The organism is Nocardia sp. FBN12, assembly GCF_054031145.1.
In genome coordinates this window covers 5,135,248-5,153,169 of sequence record NZ_CM132926.1, presented here as the reverse complement: position 1 = coordinate 5,153,169, position 17,922 = coordinate 5,135,248, and the positions used below count along the sequence as shown (strand labels likewise).

Genomic DNA, 17,922 nt, shown 5'->3' with positions numbered 1-17,922 from the left:
GAGTGCGCCGCACCGGCGCGGTGAGGTCTTCTGTGTACCGTATGTCATCGCGGCCGTACCGGGACCGCGATGCGGGCGCCGAGGGCGGTCGAGGTGGCATCTGTGGAGGTCAGCGATGACGCGAATCACCGATCTGTCTTTGCTCACCGGATGGCTGCCGGTGGCGTCGACGGTACTGGGCATCGTGGGTGCGGTGTGGTTGCTGTTACCCCGTGTTCGGCGGTATGTCACCACGATCATGCCGATCGTGCTGCTGTCCGCGGCGGTGCTGACCGTGGCGCTGTACCTGTTCGTCGAGGAGGTGTGGCGGCCGTTTCCCGATCCGATCGCAGTCTCGGTGTACGTGCTGATCGGGATCGCGGTGGCCGCGGTGCTACTGGTGCTACCGCGAATTCTGGTGCGCCGGACGGTGTGGACCGGGTTGGTGACCGTCCTCGCGGCGGTGGTCGTGCTGGTCGCGGTGGGCGTGCGGATCAACCTGGAGTACGCGTCGTATCCGACTGTCGGCGCGGCGCTCGGCGTCGAGCAGGTGGATCGGGTCGAGCCCGGTGAGCTGACCCGCCGCGAGCAGGTGGTCAGCGCGCGTCCGCTCGAGCCCGCGTGGCGCAAGCCCGGTGGACTGGCTCGCGATGGCCGGATGCTGACGGCCTCGGTCCCGCCGACGGCTTCCGGTTTCGCCGCTCGTGAGGCCCAGATCTACTTGCCACCGGCCTATTTCGCGGATCCGCGGCCGCTGTTGCCGGTGCTGGTGTTGCTCGCCGGTGAGCCGGGTGCGCCGCGGGATTGGTTCGTCGGTGGGCAGTTGGCCGAGACCATGGACTCGTTCGCCCGCGCGCACGACGGGCTCGCCCCGGTGGTCGTGGTGGCCGATGGAACCGGTTCCCAGTTGGCGAACCCGTTGTGCCTGGACTCCGAGCTGGGCAAGGTCGCCACCTATCTGGCCGTCGATGTGCCTGCCTGGACACGAGCGAATCTGCAGATCGATCCGGATCCACGTTCCTGGGCGGTCGGCGGACTGTCCTACGGCGGGACCTGCTCGCTGCAACTTGCCACCAACTACCCCGAGGTCTATCCCACCTTCCTCGATATCTCCGGACAGGACGAGCCGACGCTGGGCGACCGGCAGCGGACCGTGGACGCCGCGTTCGGCGGGGATACCGAGGCGCTGCTGCGGGTCAATCCGCTCGATCTGCTGAAGTCGCGGACGTATCCGGATTCGGCCGGTGCGTTCGTGGTCGGGGCCGAGGACGAGGTGTATCGGCCGCAGGTGGAGCGGATGTACCAGGCGGCGAAAGACGCGGGGATGGATGTGCGATTGCGGATTCTGCCGGGCGGGCACAACTTCGCGCTGTGGGCGTCCGCGTTGCGCGATCAGCTGCCGTGGTTGGCCACCAGGCTCGGCCTGACACCCTGATCGGTGACGGGTTCCGCGGGGACTCGCGGAGTACAGTTCGACGCATGTCCGAGGATAAAACCCCAGGTACAGGCATCGGCGGGGCGGAATCGCGCATCGATGAGCAGCTCGTTGACGTCGCGCTCGCCATCCTCGACACCGGCGGCGTCGAAGCGTTGTCCATCGGCGCGGTGGCGCAACGGCTGGGGGTCGACGCTGATGCGGTGCACGCGCGCGTCGGTAGCGTGAAAGACCTCGAACGTGCCGTGATCGAACACGTGCTCGGGGCGGTGGCGCTCGGGCCGCTCGCCGACGAAGGGGTGGAGTGGACCGCGGCGGTGATCCAGTTCGCGCTCGGCATGCGCGGTCGGCTGTTCGACCATCCCGCCGTCGCGGAGTTGATCATGTCGGGGCCCATGGACAGTCCGTCGGCGGACGGGCCGGTGGCGCGGGAGATAACCGAGTCGCTGTTCGTCTGCCTCGCCCGCGGCGGGCTGCAGTCGGCGATCCGGGCGCATGGGGTCTACGCGGTGCTCGTGTACGTGCTCGGCTCGATCGCCCTCGAGGTGGCCGAAACCGACGGAAAGTCGCCGCTCCCCGCGGAATCCGAGCGGATCGCCGCTCGTCGTGTGGCCCTGCGGGACGTGGATCCGGACCGGTGGCCGCGCACCGCCGCGCATCTGGATGAGATCGCGGCGTGGACCTCCGTTGATCAGTTCGTCTGGGGGCTGCGCGTGCTGCTCATCGGGATGACGGCTACCTGACGGCCGAGGCGGCGTTGGAGGCGCTCACCAAGGTGTAGGTCTCAATCCTTGTTTCGCGCAGGCATTCTGGACGGCGTCGAAAAGCGAGTCGTTGTCGGCGGTGAGGCCGACCAGTGCGAGCGAGTAGGTGTTGTCGAGGCGGGAGAGGTAGCCCGAGAGTTGGGTGCGGGGGAACGTGGTGATGCCGGGGTGGATCGCGCGGGCAGCCACTCGGGTGCAGTTGTGCGGGCCGACTTTTCGCACGGTGTCGGGTAGGGGGCCGATGTTGGAGCACAGGATGTCTCGCTCGCCCGCGCCCTTGCTCAGGGCATAGGCCCATCGGTCGGGGATCACCTGGAGGATCTGCTCGGGAAGGCCTGCGGGGCTGGACATTCGGCGTTGGTAGGCAGCCTTGGCCTTGTCGCGGATCGTCGCGGGGGTGTCGCGGCGTTGGATGGCGATCTCGGTCATCGCGAGGTCGTTGTCGACGCGGGGCTCGTCGCGGGTGTCGACGGGCAGGCTTGCGGTGATCGTCGGGTCGGGGAAGCCGTTCTCCCACAGGATGTTTGCGATCAGGTAAATGAACAGACTGTTCGAGGTTCCACCGAGGGCGGTGGCGGTGGTGTCCCAGTGATCGGCGTCGAAGGTGAGCAGCAGTGGCCGTAGGTCCCGGTCGCTGGCCGAACCGCCCACGCGCCCGTCCGTCGACACATCAGTGCCGGGCCGCGAAGGTGGGTTCCGCGCAGTCGGCAACGGCGCGATGTCGGAGTCCGGGACGCGGTCAGCGGAGGGGTCCTCGATGGGACGTGCCGGTCGAGCGAGCCTTCGGCGCAGCGCGCGGGCGGTGCCGCCGATGATGACGGCCCATTGGGAACAGGCGTCGGCCCATTCCGAAAACTGTGTGCGACTGCCCATCTCGTCGTCGATGTGCTGCGCCGATCCGGCACTGCGTGATCCTGCGGGTTCGTCGAGGCCGGGGCCGGTGGATTCGAGGGATCGAAGGGCGGCGGTGATGGCGTGGATCAGGCCACGGGCATCGGCCAGGGCATGCGAACAGGTCAGGGCGACAACGGTTCCGCCATCGTCGAGGCGTGCCGCGGACAGGCGCCAGCCGGGCGCGAACTCCGGGTCCAGATCGGCACCGAGGCTGTCGGCCCACGGCAGGATCGCGAGATCGGTGAGTGGGCCACCGTCTCGGTCGGGGAGGATGTCGAGGGGGTGGGCGGTGACGTTGGGGTGCCAGGTCCGGCGGGCGCCGGGGACTCGGGGTGTGACCACCCGGCGGCCTAAGGGGCCGGTGCGCAGATGGTGGTGAATCGCTTGCAGGAGAGCCGGTTCCATCGCGTCGGGGGTGCGCCACAGGCCCTGGAGGGCGATGGGGGTGCCCATGCCTCGGTGGGTGCGGAGGAAGATTTCGTCGACGACGGTGAGCGGGTCCATCAGCGGTGGTCGGTACTACCGTGCCTGCCCTCGCCTGCGGTGAAGCGGGCGGCGCCGTCGAGCGCGCCACCGGTCAGGGCCGTCATGCCGTGCCGGAATTCGATGCGCAGTGCCTCTTCCTCGGCGTGGCCGTACTGGTCGTAGAGGGCGGCGCGGTCGGTGCGCAGACAGGTTTGGGGGAGGGCGGCGAGCTGGGCGGCCAATTCCTCGGCGACGCGGCGGGCGTCACCGGTGGGCACGACCCGGGTGACCAGGCCCATCTGCAGCGCCTCGGGTGCGCTCACCGGGCGGCCGGTCAGGATCATGTCCAGTGCGCGGCCTTCGCCGACGATGCGCGGCAGGCGCACGGTGCCGCCGTCGATCAGCGGGACGCCCCAGCGGCGGCAGAAGACGCCGAAAGTGGAGTCCTGCTCGGCGATTCGAAGATCGCACCACAGGGCGAGCTCGAGCCCGCCTGCCACCGCGTACCCGGAGACCGCCGCGATCACCGGCTTGGACAGGCGCAGCCGGGTGGGTCCCATCGGGCCGTCACCGTCCTCGGCGGCGTGATTGCTGTTCTCGGTGCCGAGGGCTTTGAGGTCCGCGCCGGAGCAGAAGGTGCCGTGTTCGCCCCACAGCACGGCCACCGCGGCGGTGGGGTCGGCATCGAACGCGCGGAAGGCCTCCACCAGCGCCTGCGCGGTCGGACCGTCCACCGCGTTGCGGGCTTGCGGGCGATCCAGGATCACCGTGGTGACCGGGCCCGCATGCTCGACGCGCACCGACTTCGCCGCCTCGCTGCCGTCGACGGGCAGCCCGGCCGATCGCCCGCCGGCGGGCGAACCGGGTTGCCCGGCCACCGATCCTCGGGACCGCGCGCTGTTCTCGGCCGGTGAACCTGTTTCCATTCTTCGACCATACGGGCACAGCGCTCGTGGGTGAAGGCCTCTTGTGTGAAGAGGTGAATCCATGATTCACTTCTTCGCATGGTGTACCGCAGGACCCCGGCCGTGCAGGCCCGGCTCGACGCGCAACGGGCGCTGATCGTGCAGGGCGCCACCCGCGTGCTCTCGCGCGACGGGTTCGCCGGGCTGTCGATGGCCGCGGTCGCCGCCGAGGCGGGGATCGCCACCGGCACCGTGTACAAGCAGTTCGAGAACAAGGCCGCACTGGTCGCCGCGGTATTCGAGACCGTCGTCGCCCGCGAGGTCGACGCGGTCCGGGCCGCGGTGGCCGACGGTGACGTGGTCGGGCGGGTCACCGCGGCGGTGGAGACCTTCGCGGGCCGCGCGCTGAAGAACCCGAAGCTGGCCTACGTGCTGCTGGCCGAGCCGGTCGACGCCGCCGTCGACGCGCAACGGCTGGAGTTCCGGCGCGCGTTCGCCGCCTCGTTCGAGACCGCCATCGCCCACGGTGTCGCCGAAGGTCGGCTGCCCGCCCAGGATTCGGGCCTCACGGCCGCCGCACTGGTCGGCGCGATCGGCGAGGTACTCGTCGGCCCGTTGGCCGCCGCACCGCACGCCGAGACCGTCATCCCGGAATTGGTCGCTTTCGCCGTACGCGCGCTCGGTGCGCGCCCGGAAACGTTGTAGTCGAAGGAGTTACAGGACATGCCGACCCACGAAGTGTTCAACCAGGCACCACCGCTGATCCCCTTCGACGCGGCGCGCAACCCCGCGCTACTCGAGGGCCTGCACCGTGAAGGCGCGGGCTGGGCCGAAGCCGAGGTGCGCGAACTCGGCGCGCTGGCAGGCGGTGTCGAGGCGCAGGAGTGGGGCAGGCTCGCCAACGAGTACCCGCCGGTGCTGCACACCCACGACCGGTGGGGTAACCGTGTCGACGAGGTCGAATTCCACCCGCACTGGCACGACCTGATGAATGTGGCTGTGACACATGGCCTGCACGGTTCGCCGTGGCTCGACGAGCGGCCCGGCGCGCACACCGCCCGCGCCGCCAAGTTCTACACCTGGGGCGCTGCCGACGCCGGGCACATGTGCCCGATCTCGATGACCTACGCGGTGGTGCCCGCGCTGCGCCACAACCCCGAACTGGCAGCCCGGTTCGAACCGCTACTCGGTTCGCGCACCTACGATTTCGGCCTGCGTGAACCGTCGGCCAAGGCCGGCCTCATCGCGGGCATGTCGATGACGGAGAAGCAGGGCGGCTCCGACGTTCGAGCCAATACCACCACCGCCACACCACAACCCGACGGCTCGTACCGCGTCGTCGGACACAAGTGGTTCACCTCGGCTCCCATGTCGGACATGTTCCTCACCCTCGCGCAGGCCCCTGGCGGCCTGTCGTGTTTCCTGCTGCCGCGTGTGCTGCCCGACGGCACCCGCAATCCGATTCGCATCCAGCGGCTGAAAGACAAGCTGGGCAACAAGTCCAACGCGTCCTCGGAGATCGAATACGAGAACGCGACCGGCTGGCTCGTCGGCGCCGAGGGCGCGGGCGTGAAGACGATCATCGAAATGGTCAACATGACCCGCCTCGACTGCGTGATCGGCTCGGCCACCGGCATGCGCCTCGGCGCGGTGACCGCGATCCATCACGCCCGGCACCGAGCAGCCTTCGGCGCCAAGCTGATCGACCAGCCCGCCATGCGCAATGTGCTCGCCGACCTCGTCATCGAATCCGATGCCGCGACCACGGTGATGATGCGACTGGCCGGGGCCACCGACCGCGCCGGCAGCGACCCGGCCGAGGCCGCGCTGCGCCGGATCGCCCTCGCCATCACCAAGTACTGGGTCTGCAAGCGGGCGCCCGCGCATGCCGCCGAAGCGCTGGAATGCCTGGGCGGCAACGGATACGCGGAGGAGTCGGGTATGCCGCGGCTGTACCGCGAGGCGCCGTTGATGTCGATCTGGGAAGGATCGGGCAATGTGGCGGCGCTGGATGCGTTGCGCGCGATGGGGCGTCAGCCCGAGACGGTCGAGGCGTACTTCGCCGAGGTCGGGCTCGCCCGCGGCGCCGATTCGCGCCTGGACGACGCGATCGACCGCGTCGGCAAGGAACTCACCGACCTGTCCGACATCGAATATCGTGCCCGCCGCGTCGTCGAACTGATGGCACTCGTCCTCCAAGGCGCGCAGCTGGTGCGGCACGGGCACCCCGCTGTCGCGGATGCTTTCTGCGCGACCCGCCTCGGTGGGGACTGGGGCATCGCCTTCGGCACCCTGCCCGTCGGCGTCGACACCGGCGCCATCATCGAGCGAGCCTTCGTCGACGTGGTCTGATCCGGGCGAGCCGGTATCGGGGGCATCTGCGGCCAACTCGGCCTCCGGGCTGATGCCCGGGACCGGGCGCCCGCCTCTGGCTGTCGACGGTGACGAGACCCCCGGCTGTGCCCACCTGTCCTCCGCCTGGCTCTGCGGGTCGAAGGGCAGGGATTCGGCGCTGGCTGCAAGGCATACAGGCATGGTGATCTCGTAGGGTGAGGCAGTGACCTGGCCGAGTGAGGTGCTGTCGGTGACCGACCTCGCCCGGCGGGTCCCGCACTCGCTCGGCGGGCGCTTCCTGCTCGGTATCGCGGGACCACCGGGCGCGGGCAAATCGACGCTGTCCGAGCGGCTCGGCGCCGAGCTCACCCGCGCGGGCAGACCCGCTGTCATCGCGCCGATGGACGGCTACCACCTGCGCAACGACGTACTGCGCGCCCGCGGAGCACTACACCGCAAGGGCGAGCCCGATACCTTCGACGCGGCCGCCTTCGTCACCGACCTGCGGACGCTGCGGGCGACGCCGATCGGCGCTGACTTGCCATGGCCGCTGTTCGACCGGGCCGTCGACGAACCCACCGAAGGCGGCGTGCTCGTGCGTGACGAAGAGGTCGTTGTGGTCGAGGGCAATTATCTGCTGCTCACCGATGCCCAAGCGCCCGGCTGGGCGGAGGTCCGGGGACTGCTCGACGCGTGCTGGTACCTCGACGCGCCGCGCGAGATCCTCACCGAACGATTGCTACACCGGCACACAGCCGGCGGGTGGTCGGCGACCGAGGCGCGGATCAAGGTCACCGATAGCGATCTGCGCAACGCCGATCTCGTCGCCGCGAGCAGGGACAGAGCCGACCTGGTGCTCGCGGCGGCGGGGCAGGGATACCGGATCAGCTGAGGTGACTCGGCAGTGGCGGTCGCGCAGTCGGCGCGTGCGCCACGAAATTCGGCGTCACCGGGCAATCATGGAGCGATGACGCGACGTCGGCGGGTATCGGTGCCAGGGCACGCGTTGCGCAACGGCGCGGCGGCGGTATGCGCGCTGTTGCTCTACTACAGCGTGCCGATGAGCTGGACGTTCCAGCTCGATGCCTGGCCGGGGCGGGTGTTCGGGGTGGTCAGCTTCATCGCGGGCGTCGTCGGACTGGTGTGGCTGGTGTGGCGGCGGATCGAGCATTTCCTGAAAGCGCCGGCGACGGCGGGCGGCCGGGTTGATGGTGTCCTGCTCGTCGTATGCATCGTCTGCGTGGTGTTCTCGCTGTTCTACTACCGGCTGCAGCAACTACATCCGGACGAGTTCGACGGCCTGGTGACGCGCACCGACGCGTTGTACTACACCTTGTCCACCCTCGGCACCATCGGCTACGGCGACGTCCACGCCGTCGGTCAGGTGGCCCGCGTCGCGACGATGGTCCAGATTGTGTTCGACCTGGTGGTGATCGGCACCCTGGCCACTATTGTCACGACCAGCGTCACCCGCAGGCTCAGCGCCGCGAACGGGACTGCCGCGCAGTAGGTTGCGCTCGATCGGCTACTGGTACCGTCCCCGGTCGCCGCGCTAGAGTCTCACCACGTGACACTGGAGGGCAGGGGGAGGGCCATGTATCGCGTGAGCGTCCGAAGCGAGGGTAGAAGGAACTACCTTGTCCGCATCCCGCGCGAGTTGGCCGGCGAATCCGGTCGGTTCTCGACGACGGTCCCCATCGCGGAGGGATACCAGACCGCCGCCATCAACCTCATCGCGGAATCGACCGGGCACACCGTGTCGTTGGATGAGATCGAGTGGAACATCGCCGCGGAACCGCGGTACTCCGACGCTGTCGTGACGTTGTTCGACACTCTCGAGCGCCGCTTGACCGAGAAGAAGTCGGATGACCTCGGGGGCGACGACATCGAATGGAGCGGCGACGTCGAGGAATCGATGGACGAGGTCGACGACCTACTGCGTAGCTGCCCCGATCACGTCGAGGGATACGCGGACGTACGGGAACTCCTCCTGGAGTCGATGCTGTCCATGATGGACGACTTCGAGGGATTTCAGTTCGACGAGGAAGTTCTGTGGAGCCACGGCCGCGTGCTGAATAGCCTGCCGACGGATCTCTCGACGATGCCCGATGACTGGCGTTACCGGTACCTGGAGAACTTCGCCTTCATGGCCTACCCGCACGACTACGTCGCGATCGACGAACTCGTCGACGAATGCGTGGGATGGGACGAGATCAAGAGAATCGCCGAGTTCTACGAATACATCTACCGCAACTTCGATGCGCGTATCGACAGCCTGGACGACTCGGTGCAGGACTATGTGCGGGACTCGAGCGTCGGCCCCACCAACTACACGTCCTCGCACGACGAATACGGATTCAGCGTCCGTATCCCCTACGTTGTCATCTGCTACCTGCACGAACGAGGGGAACTGCGGCAGTTCATCACCCGCCAGACCGAGTTCGACGAGCTGTGGACGGCGCTCGGCGCCACCGGAAAGCAACTCCCGCTGGAAGTACACGACTTCCTGTCCCGGTGGAACACCAGCTGGACCGGTGAACCGCTCGAGCAGGTGGCGGTTCCGGAGAGCTACTTCGACGAGTACAGCGATCTGCCCGGCATCGTGCACACCTTCTGGCGGGAGGTCGGGTTCGCGGGCTTCGCCAAGGGATTGTTGTGGGTGTGCGACCCGCACGAATGGCAACCGATCGTCGACGAATGGCTGGCGGGACTCGACCTTCCGGAAACCCATCGCGCAGGTCAGATCCCGCTGTTCCGGACCGCGTTCGGAGAAATCATCTGCTTCAAGGCGGAAATGGGCAACCTGGTCCGTATCGACCCACTCACACCCGAAGTCGTCCACATCGCGCGCGGGGTCGACTTCGGCGCGCTCGTCTTGGCGTTGGGGTCGCAGGTCAGCGGCGATACCCACTGGCGTGGTGCTTTCGGGAAGATCGTGGCAAAGCTCGGCCCGCTCGACCACTCCACGATCTACGCCTTCGATCCACTGCCCTTCGTCGGTGAGAATCCCCGCGGGCGCAGTGTTGTCTACCGCACCGAGACAGCGGCCCGGTCGGACGCACGTTCAGCGATGTCCACGATCCGCGCCGCGGCAACCGCACACCTGAAAGCCACTTCTCAGCCTTTCTTCAGCAGCTTCGGCAGCAGGGAAGACTGAACGCCGGCCGACTGCGGTAGCCGCTGCTCTTGACCGTGAGGACGAACTGACCCGGCGTATCGGGGTCATTGATATCTGCCCGCAAGCCGTTGAAGATGTTGAAGGTAATCAGGGGCGAGCGTTGTCGATGCCAGGGTTGCGGTTCACGAGATACTCCGTTGAGCTTGGCCGACACGGCTGTGTAGGGGAGCGCGCGTCGCCCGATCTCGGCTTCGGTGACGGTGAGCGTGACCGGCGCCGAGAGCACGTAGGTCTCATAGCCTTTGACGGTGGACTCATTCCAGTCCAAGTGCCAGCCGGAGGTGGCATCGCCGAGTCGGTAGCCGAGGTATTCGCTCCAGCGAGTCACCTCGGCCAGGGTGTATTCGGCGATTGCGGGAACGTGACGCCGCGCGGGCATCGTGTGTCGTGGCTTGTCGGGGTAGACGAGCGGTTCGCGCTCAGCAGCGGGGTCCAGGGGCCAGTTCCCGATGTAGCGGCCAGGATAGGCGGGGCTTTCGCGGTAGCGGTGGAAGTAGCTGGGGGAGCCGATTTGGAGGGTATCGTACCGTTCGCCGTTCAGTGGGAACCGCACGCCCGTGCGAAATCCGTAGGGGCCGGGTATCGAACTGTTGACGCTCGCGGTAGTGGTCGCGGAGATCGGGTACTGGGCGTAGATCGCCGGCACGATTCTGCCGTCCAGTCTGCCGGAGAAGATACTGTATTTCGGGAATTTCACCGAAGTCAGGATGGCGAAGCCGTTGGCGTCGGTTCGCGGGTCGATTATTCGCGAGCGTCCACCCACGCTGGTCCTTCTGACTTCTCGGTGCAGCCAGGTTTCGAGGGGCGTAATGCCTTCCTGCCCCAGGGCCGCCACGATCTCACGAGTCAACCGCACCGCGAACGCGTTGATGGCATTCGCCTGTCGCCAGTCGAGCCAACGCCGCGACGACACTTCGCCCGCCGCGAACCCGGGCAGGTCGACCACCGGGACTGGGGTCGCGAACTTCGGTCGCGGGTTGCGGATCTGTGTCCACAGCCATTCATCGATGCCGAATTCGCCCCACGGTTTTCGCACACTTCGACTGTATTGCGACGGTAGTGGGGTAGCAGGGTGTGTCTGCCTATTGTCTCCTACCGGACGAGATCACCGACGGTGCGACCGATACCACTCGATGAGCCCGTCGGTCGACGAATCACCCACCGACACCGGCTTTTCCGGCTCACTCAGCAACGGCATCAGGGCGAGCGCCTGCTGCTTGCCCAGCTCGACGCCCCACTGATCGAAACTGTCTACCCCCCAGATGATGCCCTCGACGAACACCTGGTGCTCGTAGAGCGCGATCAGCTGACCCAGCGCCGACGGTGTGAGCTCCGCCGCCAGGATCGTGGTGCTCGGCCGGTTGCCCGGCATCACCTTGTGCGGCACCAGTTCCGGGTCGGTGCCCTCGGCGCGGATCTCCTCGGCGGTCTTGCCGAAGGCCAGCACCTTCGACTGCGCGAACAAGTTGCTGATCAGGATGTCCTGCATGCTGCCCGTGCCGTCGCGGGTCGGGAGGTCGTCGGTGGACCGGGCGAAGCCGAGGAAGTCGGCGGGGATCAGGCGGGTGCCCTGGTGTAGTAGCTGGTAGAAGGCGTGCTGGCCGTTGGTGCCCGGTTCACCCCAGAAGATCTCGCCGGTCGAGGAGGTCACCGGGGTGCCGTCGGCGCGCACCGACTTGCCGTTCGATTCCATCGTCAATTGCTGCAGGTAGGCCGGGAATCGGGCCATATCGTTCGAATAGGGCAGTACCACACGGGATTCCGCGCCGAAGAAGTTCGAGTACCAGACGCCGAGCATCGCCAGCAGTACCGGCGCGTTCTCGTCAAGGGGCGCGGTGGCGAAATGCTTGTCTATGGCGTGCATTCCGCCGAGGAACTGCGCGAACTGCTCCTTGCCGATGGTCACCATCACCGACAGGCCGATCGCCGAATCCACCGAGTAGCGCCCACCCACCCAATCCCAGAAGCCGAACATGTGCGCGGTGTCGATGCCGAACTCGGCCACTCGCTCCGCGTTCGTCGACACCGCGACGAAATGCTTGGCGACCGCTTCCTCGCCCAGCGCGTCGACCAGCCAGCGGCGGGCCGCGGTCGCGTTGGTGAGGGTTTCCAGGGTCGAGAAGGTCTTGGAGGCGACGATGAACAACGTCGTCGCCGGGTCGAGGCCGGCGAGCTTGGCGACCAGATCGGCGGGGTCGACATTCGAGACGAAACGAGCGGCGATGCCCGCGTCGACATAGTGGCGCAGCGCGCGATACACCATGTCGGGGCCGAGATCCGAGCCGCCGATACCGATATTGACGATGGTCTCGATGCGCTCACCGGTCGCGCCGCGCCACGCGCCCGAGCGGACGGAATCGGCGAATTCGCCCATCCGGCGCAGGACGTCGTGCACCTCGGCGTCGGCGTCGGTGCCATCGATACAGAGCTGATCGCCGACCGGCAGGCGTAGGGCGATATGGCCGACCGCGCGGTCCTCGGAAGTGTTGATGTGCTGGCCCGAGTACATCGCGTCGCGGCGCTGCGGCACACCGGCCGTGCGCGCGAGATCGATGAGCAGGCGCAGGGTTTCGCGAGTCACGCGATGTTTGCTGTAGTCGATGTGCAGGTCGGCCACCTGCAGCGTCAGCTCGTGGCCGCGCTTCGGGTCGTCGGCGAACAGCTGCCGTAGGTGCATCGGCGCGACCGTGCGGTGATTGCTGTGCAGTGCCTGCCAGGCCGCCGACGCGGTGATGTCGCTGCTGCTCACGAGCCGAGGGTACCGCGTTGCTGTACGGCTGGCGCGCTCTAGCCATGGGGTTTGAGTAGTCCCAGGGAGGTTTGGGGCTGTGTTTATTGGAGCGCTGGCGCGCTCGAGTCGCGGCCCCTAGGGGCCGCCGGTTAGGCGCCGTTGCTTGCTCCTTCGTCGCCTACGCAACGGCGCCTAACCGGCGACCCGGCCGCGACCGGCCACTTCGTGGCCGTCCCTCCCTAAGGGTCGGGAGTGCGGTGGTTGGGGTGGGTGGGTTGTGGAAGGCGGGGACAGGCCATGGACGGTGTGGTGCGGGAGGGTGGTCATGTTTCTTCTTCGGTGGTTGCGGGTGCGGGCTTAGGGTGGGCTCATGGTGTCTGAACGCGACGTACTTGAATTCGTGCCCAAGGGTTTGTGGATCGGTTCCGGTCCTGTCGAGGCCACCGGGGGTGGGACTTTCGACGTGCGGAATCCGGCCGATGGGTCGGTGATCGCGCAGGTGGCCGACGCGACTCCGGAGGACGCGATGCGGGCGCTGGACGCGGCCGTCGCGGCGGGGGAGGCGTGGGCGGCGACGCCGTCGCGGGAGCGGGGTGAGATCCTGCGGGCGGTGTTCGAGCAGCTCACCGCGCGAGCCGAGGAATTCGCGCTGTTGATGACGCTCGAAATGGGCAAGGCGCTGTCGGAGAGCCGCAACGAGGTGCGCTACGGCGCCGAGTTCTTCCGCTGGAACAGCGAGGAGGCGGTGCGGATTCACGGGCGGTACTTGGACGCGCCGTCGGGGACGGGCCGGATCATGGTCGCCAAGCAGCCGGTGGGGCCGTGCCTGGCGATCACGCCGTGGAATTTCCCGCTCGCCATGGGCACCCGCAAGATCGGGCCCGCGCTGGCGGCGGGCTGCACGATGATCGTCAAACCCGCCTCGGCGACGCCACTGACCATGCTGGCGCTGGCCAGGCTCTGCAGCGAGGCCGGTCTGCCCGACGGGGTGCTGTCGGTGGTCACCACGCAGCGTTCCGGGGCTGTGACGAGCCCGCTGATCGACGATCCGCGGCTGCGCAAGCTCACCTTCACCGGCTCCACCGAAGTCGGCAAGAAACTCGTGGCGTCGTCGGCGAACCGGTTGCTTCGCACGTCCATGGAATTGGGCGGCAACGCGCCGTTCGTCGTGTTCGACGATGCCGATATCGACGCCGCCGTGGCCGGTGCGATGCTGGCGAAGCTGCGCAACGGTGGCGAAGCGTGCACCGCGGCCAACCGGTTCTACGTGCAGCGCGGTGTGGTCGCCGAGTTCACCGAGAAGTTCGTCGCCGCGGTGGCCGACACCGTCGTGATGGGTCCAGGGACCGATCCCGCGACCACCCTCGGCCCGCTGGTGAGCGAGGACCAGCGGACGATCGTGAGCGACCTGGTCGACGATGCTGTTTCCGTGGGCGCACGCGTGCTGATCGGCGGCAAGGTCCCCGGCGGCGAGGGCTGGTACTACCCGGCCACCGTCCTGGGTGATGTCCCGCCGACCGCCCGCATCCTGCGCGAGGAAGTGTTCGGTCCGGTTGCCCCGATCGTCGCCTTCGATACCGAGGAGGAGGGTCTCGCCGCCGCCAACGACACCGAATACGGCCTGGTCAGCTATGTCTTCACCCGGGACCTGGATCGTGCGCTTCGCATCTCGGAGGGGTTGGAGAGCGGCATGGTCGGCGTCAACCGGGGCGTCATCTCCGACCCGGCTGCCCCGTTCGGCGGTGTCAAGGAATCAGGTTTAGGTCGCGAGGGCGGCACCGAGGGCATCGAGGAATACCTGAACACCAAATACATCGCGCTCACCTGAGCCAGACAAAAAACAACCGCCCCGGGGATGGTGTCGCACCCGGGGCGGCTTTATGGAAGCGGCGAACTGGCTGGTCGCCGCATGGTTTGGGGGGTCGGCCTAGCGGCCGAGGCGGCCGCGGCCGAGACGGAGCAGGAGCATGGCGAGGGTGTGGCCCTCCTGGCCGAGCTCACTGAAACGCTCGAGTACCTTCATCTCACGGCTGTGGACCAGGCGCGTGCCGCCGGAAGCCATCCGGGTGCGGCCGATGATCCGGGAAATCTCGCTGCGGCGTTTGATCGCGGCAAGGATCGTGGCATCGAGCTGGTCGATCTCGAGGCGAAGCTTGTCGATCTCGGCTTCGGATTGCGGCAAGGCCGAATCGGACCCGGTTGTCGTAGCAGGGGTGCTCATCATTCATCTCCTCGTGTCAGAACTTGGATCGGTCGGACCGAACGGCCTGTTACCCGATCTGTTCCGTCACCCTGAAACTTTTCCCGATGGGCAGTACTGGATCCCCCCGGGAGTGCGCAATCAGTCGTACTCCCCGTCACGATATCGGATCGGCGGCCGATCCGGGCATGCGGAGGAGCGCTGATCATGAGGCCCAGTCTGCCACGGGGCGGTAGGTAGGCAAAACAGTTCTGTTTATGAATTCGCTGAGAAGGTTCACCAGGTGGCGGCGGTGCCGAGCTGGTCGAGTTCACCAGTGGTTTGCCGGGCCGTTGCCGGCCGGTCATCGAATCGGGAGCAGTTCGCAGCTTGTCGGTGCCCGCCGGTAGCGTGGACAGACGATGGATATCACGGTCGCTCCCCACGCCTCAGCCACCGATCCCAACGAACCCGCGCCTGGCGCGCTATCGCCTCGGGACGGTGGTGGCACCGGCGCGTCCGCGCTGGCTCAGGCGGCGGCCCGAAACAGCGCCGAACAGTCGCAGCGCCGCCAGGAGCGCGAACAACAGCGTGCCGAGGAGATCGAGCGGCTGCTCGACGGGCTCAATCCGCCACAGCGCGCCGCGGTGATGCACGCGGGTTCACCGCTGCTGATCGTAGCGGGCGCGGGCTCGGGCAAGACCGCGGTGCTCACCCGCCGGATCGCCTACCTGCTCGCGGCACGTGGCGTGCGCACCGGTGAGATCCTGGCCATCACGTTCACCAACAAAGCCGCTGCCGAGATGCGGGAACGGGTCGCGGGGCTGGTCGGTCCGCGGGCGGCCAGCATGTGGGTGTCGACTTTCCATTCCAGCTGTGTGCGCATTCTGCGGATGCAGGCGGCCCTGCTGCCCGGTTTGAATTCGAATTTCTCGATCTACGACGCCGATGATTCCCGGCGGTTGCTCACGATGATCAGCCGCGATTTCGAGATCGACACCAAGAAGTATTCGGCGCGTTTGCTGTCGACCGCCATTTCCAATCTGAAGAACGAACTGATCGATCCGGAAAAGGCCGCCGCCGACGCCGAAGCCGACGACACCGAACTGCCCGCGCTGGTCGCCAGGGTCTACGCCGAGTACCAGCGCCGCCTTCGCACGGCCAACGCGATGGACTTCGACGATCTGATCGGCGAGACGGTGGCGCTGCTGCAGAACCATCCGCAGGTCGCCGAGTACTACCGGCGCCGGTTCCGGCACGTGCTCGTCGACGAGTACCAGGACACCAACCACGCCCAGTACGTGCTGGTGCGTGAGCTGGTCGGGCACCACAGTGACGCGGACGAGCAGGCGGTCGAGCCGAGCGAGCTGTGCGTGGTCGGTGACGCCGACCAGTCGATCTACGCCTTCCGTGGCGCCACGATCCGCAATATCGAGGAATTCGAGCGCGACTTCCCCGATGCGGAAACCATTCTGCTGGAACAGAACTACCGTTCCACCCAACACATCCTGTCCGCCGCCAACGCGGTGATCGCGCGCAACGAGGGCCGGCGCGAGAAGAAGCTGTGGACCGATTCCGGCGAGGGTGAACTGATCACCGGCTACGTCGCCGACAACGAACACGACGAAGCCTCCTTCGTCGCCAAGGAGATCGATCGGCTCGTCGACGGCGGCGATGCCAACTACGGCGACGTGGCGGTGTTCTATCGCACCAACAACAATTCGCGTGCGCTGGAAGAGATCTTCATCCGAATGGGCCTGCCGTACAAGGTCGTCGGTGGGGTGCGGTTCTACGAGCGCAAAGAAGTGCGCGACGTGGTGGCCTACCTGCGGGTGCTCGAGAATCCCGAAGACGCGGTGAGCGTGCGCCGCATTCTCAATACTCCGCGTCGCGGGATCGGCGATCGGGCCGAGGCGTGTGTGGCGGTGCATGCCGAACAGCGCGATATCGGCTTCGCCGCGGCTCTGCGTGATGCGGCCGATGGCAAGGTCGCGCTGCTGAATACCCGTGCGCAGCGGGCCATCGCGGGGTTTCTCGAGCTGCTCGACGAGATTCGGCTCGCCGGTAAGCGGGCCGACAGCGACTATCCCGATGTGGGGAATGTGGTCGAGGCGGTGCTCGATCGCACCGGATATCGCGGTGAGCTGGAAGCCTCCGACGATCCGCAGGACGGTGCGCGGCTCGACAACCTCAACGAATTGGTCAGCGTTGCCCGCGAATTCAGTTCCGAGGCGTTCAACAATGCCGAGGCGGCACGTGAGGAAGGGCTGGTGCCCGAGGCCGGCGACGGTGAACCAGAGCCGGGTTCGCTGGCGGCCTTCCTGGAGCGGGTGTCGCTGGTCGCTGATACCGATCAGATCCCCGACGAGGGCACGGGTGTGGTCACCATGATGACGCTGCACACGGCCAAGGGGCTGGAATTCCCGGTGGTGTTCGTGACCGGTTGGGAGGACGGGCAATTCCCGCACATGCGGGCGCTGGGTGATCCGAACGAGTTGGCCGAGGAACGTCGGCTGGCCTATGTGGGGATCACGCGGGCTCGTCAGCGGCTCTATCTCTCGCGCGCGGTTGTGCGGTCGGGGTGGGGGCAGCCGGTGTCGAACCCGGAATCGCGGTTCCTGCAGGAGATTCCGCAGCATCTGCTGGATTGGCGCAGGTTGGAGCCGGTGATTTCGCCGCAGCGGGGGCGGCGTCGGGGGGAGGACAGTGGGTTCGAGCGGGATTGGACCAGTGGGAGTGGGTGGGATCAGCGGCCGGGTGTGCGTGGGGGGGCCGGTGAGCGTCGGCCTGCGCCGGGTGGGGCTGTTAAGCGGAATAACACCGAACTTGTTCTTGCCGTGGGGGATCGGGTTACTGATGATAAGTATGGGTTGGGGCGGGTTGTGGCGGCTGATGGGGTGGGGCCGTTGGCTACGGTGACTATCGACTTCGGGTCTGCGGGGAAGATTCGGTTGATTCCGCAGTTCAGTCGGACGATTGTGAAGTTGTGATTCTAGGTTTCGGGAATCTGGGGTTGGAGTAGTCCAGGTTTGGGGGTGTGGCAGAGCTCCGGGGTTTG

General features: G+C 67.1%; 14 protein-coding genes. 9 read left to right on the top strand and 5 right to left on the bottom strand.

Annotation, left to right across the window (positions count from 1 at the left end):
• Positions 1-115: 115 nt before the first annotated feature.
• Together ACWZHB_RS24445 and ACWZHB_RS24440 are read left to right on the top strand one after the other, a co-directional pair.
• Positions 116-1,414: an alpha/beta hydrolase gene (locus ACWZHB_RS24445; RefSeq protein WP_427904149.1), complete on the top strand. Its 1,299-nt coding sequence runs from the start codon at positions 116-118 to the stop codon at positions 1,412-1,414.
• Positions 1,415-1,458: 44 nt separating this feature from the next.
• Positions 1,459-2,157: a TetR/AcrR family transcriptional regulator gene (locus tag ACWZHB_RS24440; protein ID WP_427904148.1), complete on the top strand. Its 699-nt coding sequence runs from the start codon at positions 1,459-1,461 to the stop codon at positions 2,155-2,157.
• Positions 2,158-2,181: 24 nt separating this feature from the next.
• On the opposite strand, the gene ACWZHB_RS24435 is transcribed toward ACWZHB_RS24440, so the two are convergent.
• On the bottom strand, positions 2,182-3,576 hold the full coding sequence (locus ACWZHB_RS24435) for a hypothetical protein (protein ID WP_427904147.1): 1,395 nt from the start codon (positions 3,574-3,576) through the stop codon (positions 2,182-2,184).
• On the bottom strand, positions 3,576-4,337 hold the full coding sequence (locus tag ACWZHB_RS24430; RefSeq protein ID WP_427909281.1) for a crotonase/enoyl-CoA hydratase family protein: 762 nt from the start codon (positions 4,335-4,337) through the stop codon (positions 3,576-3,578). Before ACWZHB_RS24430 ends, ACWZHB_RS24435 begins: the two co-directional genes overlap by 1 nt.
• A gap of 204 nt (positions 4,338-4,541) precedes the next feature.
• On the opposite strand from ACWZHB_RS24430, the gene ACWZHB_RS24425 reads away from it, so the two are divergent.
• From ACWZHB_RS24425 to ACWZHB_RS24405, 5 genes are all read left to right on the top strand, one after another.
• Positions 4,542-5,147 (top strand): TetR/AcrR family transcriptional regulator, encoded by a 606-nt coding sequence (locus tag ACWZHB_RS24425; protein ID WP_427904146.1) that lies wholly within the window; start codon positions 4,542-4,544, stop codon positions 5,145-5,147.
• Positions 5,148-5,165: 18 nt separating this feature from the next.
• Entirely contained in the window at positions 5,166-6,794 is a 1,629-nt protein-coding gene (locus ACWZHB_RS24420) for an acyl-CoA dehydrogenase family protein (protein ID WP_427904145.1), read from the top strand.
• Positions 6,795-6,999: 205 nt separating this feature from the next.
• Positions 7,000-7,668, top strand: coding sequence for a nucleoside/nucleotide kinase family protein (locus ACWZHB_RS24415; RefSeq protein ID WP_427904144.1), 669 nt, complete (start codon positions 7,000-7,002; stop codon positions 7,666-7,668).
• Positions 7,669-7,743: 75 nt separating this feature from the next.
• Positions 7,744-8,286 carry a potassium channel family protein gene (locus ACWZHB_RS24410; RefSeq protein ID WP_427904143.1) on the top strand — a complete coding sequence of 181 codons (543 nt, stop codon included), beginning with the start codon at positions 7,744-7,746 and terminating at the stop codon, positions 8,284-8,286.
• Between the two features lie 93 nt (positions 8,287-8,379).
• Entirely contained in the window at positions 8,380-9,933 is a 1,554-nt protein-coding gene (locus tag ACWZHB_RS24405) for a GAD-like domain-containing protein (RefSeq protein ID WP_427904142.1), read from the top strand.
• On the opposite strand, the gene ACWZHB_RS24400 is transcribed toward ACWZHB_RS24405, so the two are convergent.
• Positions 9,905-10,900 (bottom strand): hypothetical protein, encoded by a 996-nt coding sequence (locus ACWZHB_RS24400; RefSeq protein WP_427904141.1) that lies wholly within the window; start codon positions 10,898-10,900, stop codon positions 9,905-9,907. The two genes, ACWZHB_RS24405 and ACWZHB_RS24400, sit on opposite strands and share 29 nt — an antisense overlap.
• A 159-nt stretch (positions 10,901-11,059) precedes the next feature.
• Positions 11,060-12,703 (bottom strand): glucose-6-phosphate isomerase, encoded by a 1,644-nt coding sequence (gene pgi / locus ACWZHB_RS24395; protein WP_427904140.1) that lies wholly within the window; start codon positions 12,701-12,703, stop codon positions 11,060-11,062.
• Between the two features lie 352 nt (positions 12,704-13,055).
• On the opposite strand from pgi, the gene ACWZHB_RS24390 reads away from it, so the two are divergent.
• On the top strand, positions 13,056-14,513 hold the full coding sequence (locus tag ACWZHB_RS24390; protein WP_427904139.1) for an NAD-dependent succinate-semialdehyde dehydrogenase: 1,458 nt from the start codon (positions 13,056-13,058) through the stop codon (positions 14,511-14,513).
• A gap of 99 nt (positions 14,514-14,612) precedes the next feature.
• Here the strand turns inward: ACWZHB_RS24390 and ACWZHB_RS24385 are convergent, their stop codons facing one another.
• Positions 14,613-14,906, bottom strand: a complete 294-nt coding sequence (locus ACWZHB_RS24385) for a chorismate mutase (RefSeq protein ID WP_056816138.1) — start codon at positions 14,904-14,906, stop codon at positions 14,613-14,615.
• Positions 14,907-15,286: 380 nt separating this feature from the next.
• On the opposite strand from ACWZHB_RS24385, the gene ACWZHB_RS24380 reads away from it, so the two are divergent.
• A complete protein-coding gene (locus ACWZHB_RS24380) occupies positions 15,287-17,854 on the top strand; it encodes a UvrD-helicase domain-containing protein (protein WP_427904138.1) in 2,568 nt (855 codons plus the stop codon).
• Positions 17,855-17,922 lie beyond the last annotated feature (68 nt).

Coding starts and splice junctions, on each gene's coding strand:
- ACWZHB_RS24445 (WP_427904149.1), top strand. CDS start 116: ATGACGCGAATCACCGATCTGTCTTTGCTCACCGGATGGCTGCCGGTG.
- ACWZHB_RS24440 (WP_427904148.1), top strand. CDS start 1,459: ATGTCCGAGGATAAAACCCCAGGTACAGGCATCGGCGGGGCGGAATCG.
- ACWZHB_RS24435 (WP_427904147.1), bottom strand. CDS start 3,576: ATGGACCCGCTCACCGTCGTCGACGAAATCTTCCTCCGCACCCACCGA.
- ACWZHB_RS24425 (WP_427904146.1), top strand. CDS start 4,542: ATGGTGTACCGCAGGACCCCGGCCGTGCAGGCCCGGCTCGACGCGCAA.
- ACWZHB_RS24420 (WP_427904145.1), top strand. CDS start 5,166: ATGCCGACCCACGAAGTGTTCAACCAGGCACCACCGCTGATCCCCTTC.
- ACWZHB_RS24410 (WP_427904143.1), top strand. CDS start 7,744: ATGACGCGACGTCGGCGGGTATCGGTGCCAGGGCACGCGTTGCGCAAC.
- ACWZHB_RS24390 (WP_427904139.1), top strand. CDS start 13,056: ATGGTGTCTGAACGCGACGTACTTGAATTCGTGCCCAAGGGTTTGTGG.
- ACWZHB_RS24385 (WP_056816138.1), bottom strand. CDS start 14,906: ATGAGCACCCCTGCTACGACAACCGGGTCCGATTCGGCCTTGCCGCAA.
- ACWZHB_RS24380 (WP_427904138.1), top strand. CDS start 15,287: ATGGATATCACGGTCGCTCCCCACGCCTCAGCCACCGATCCCAACGAA.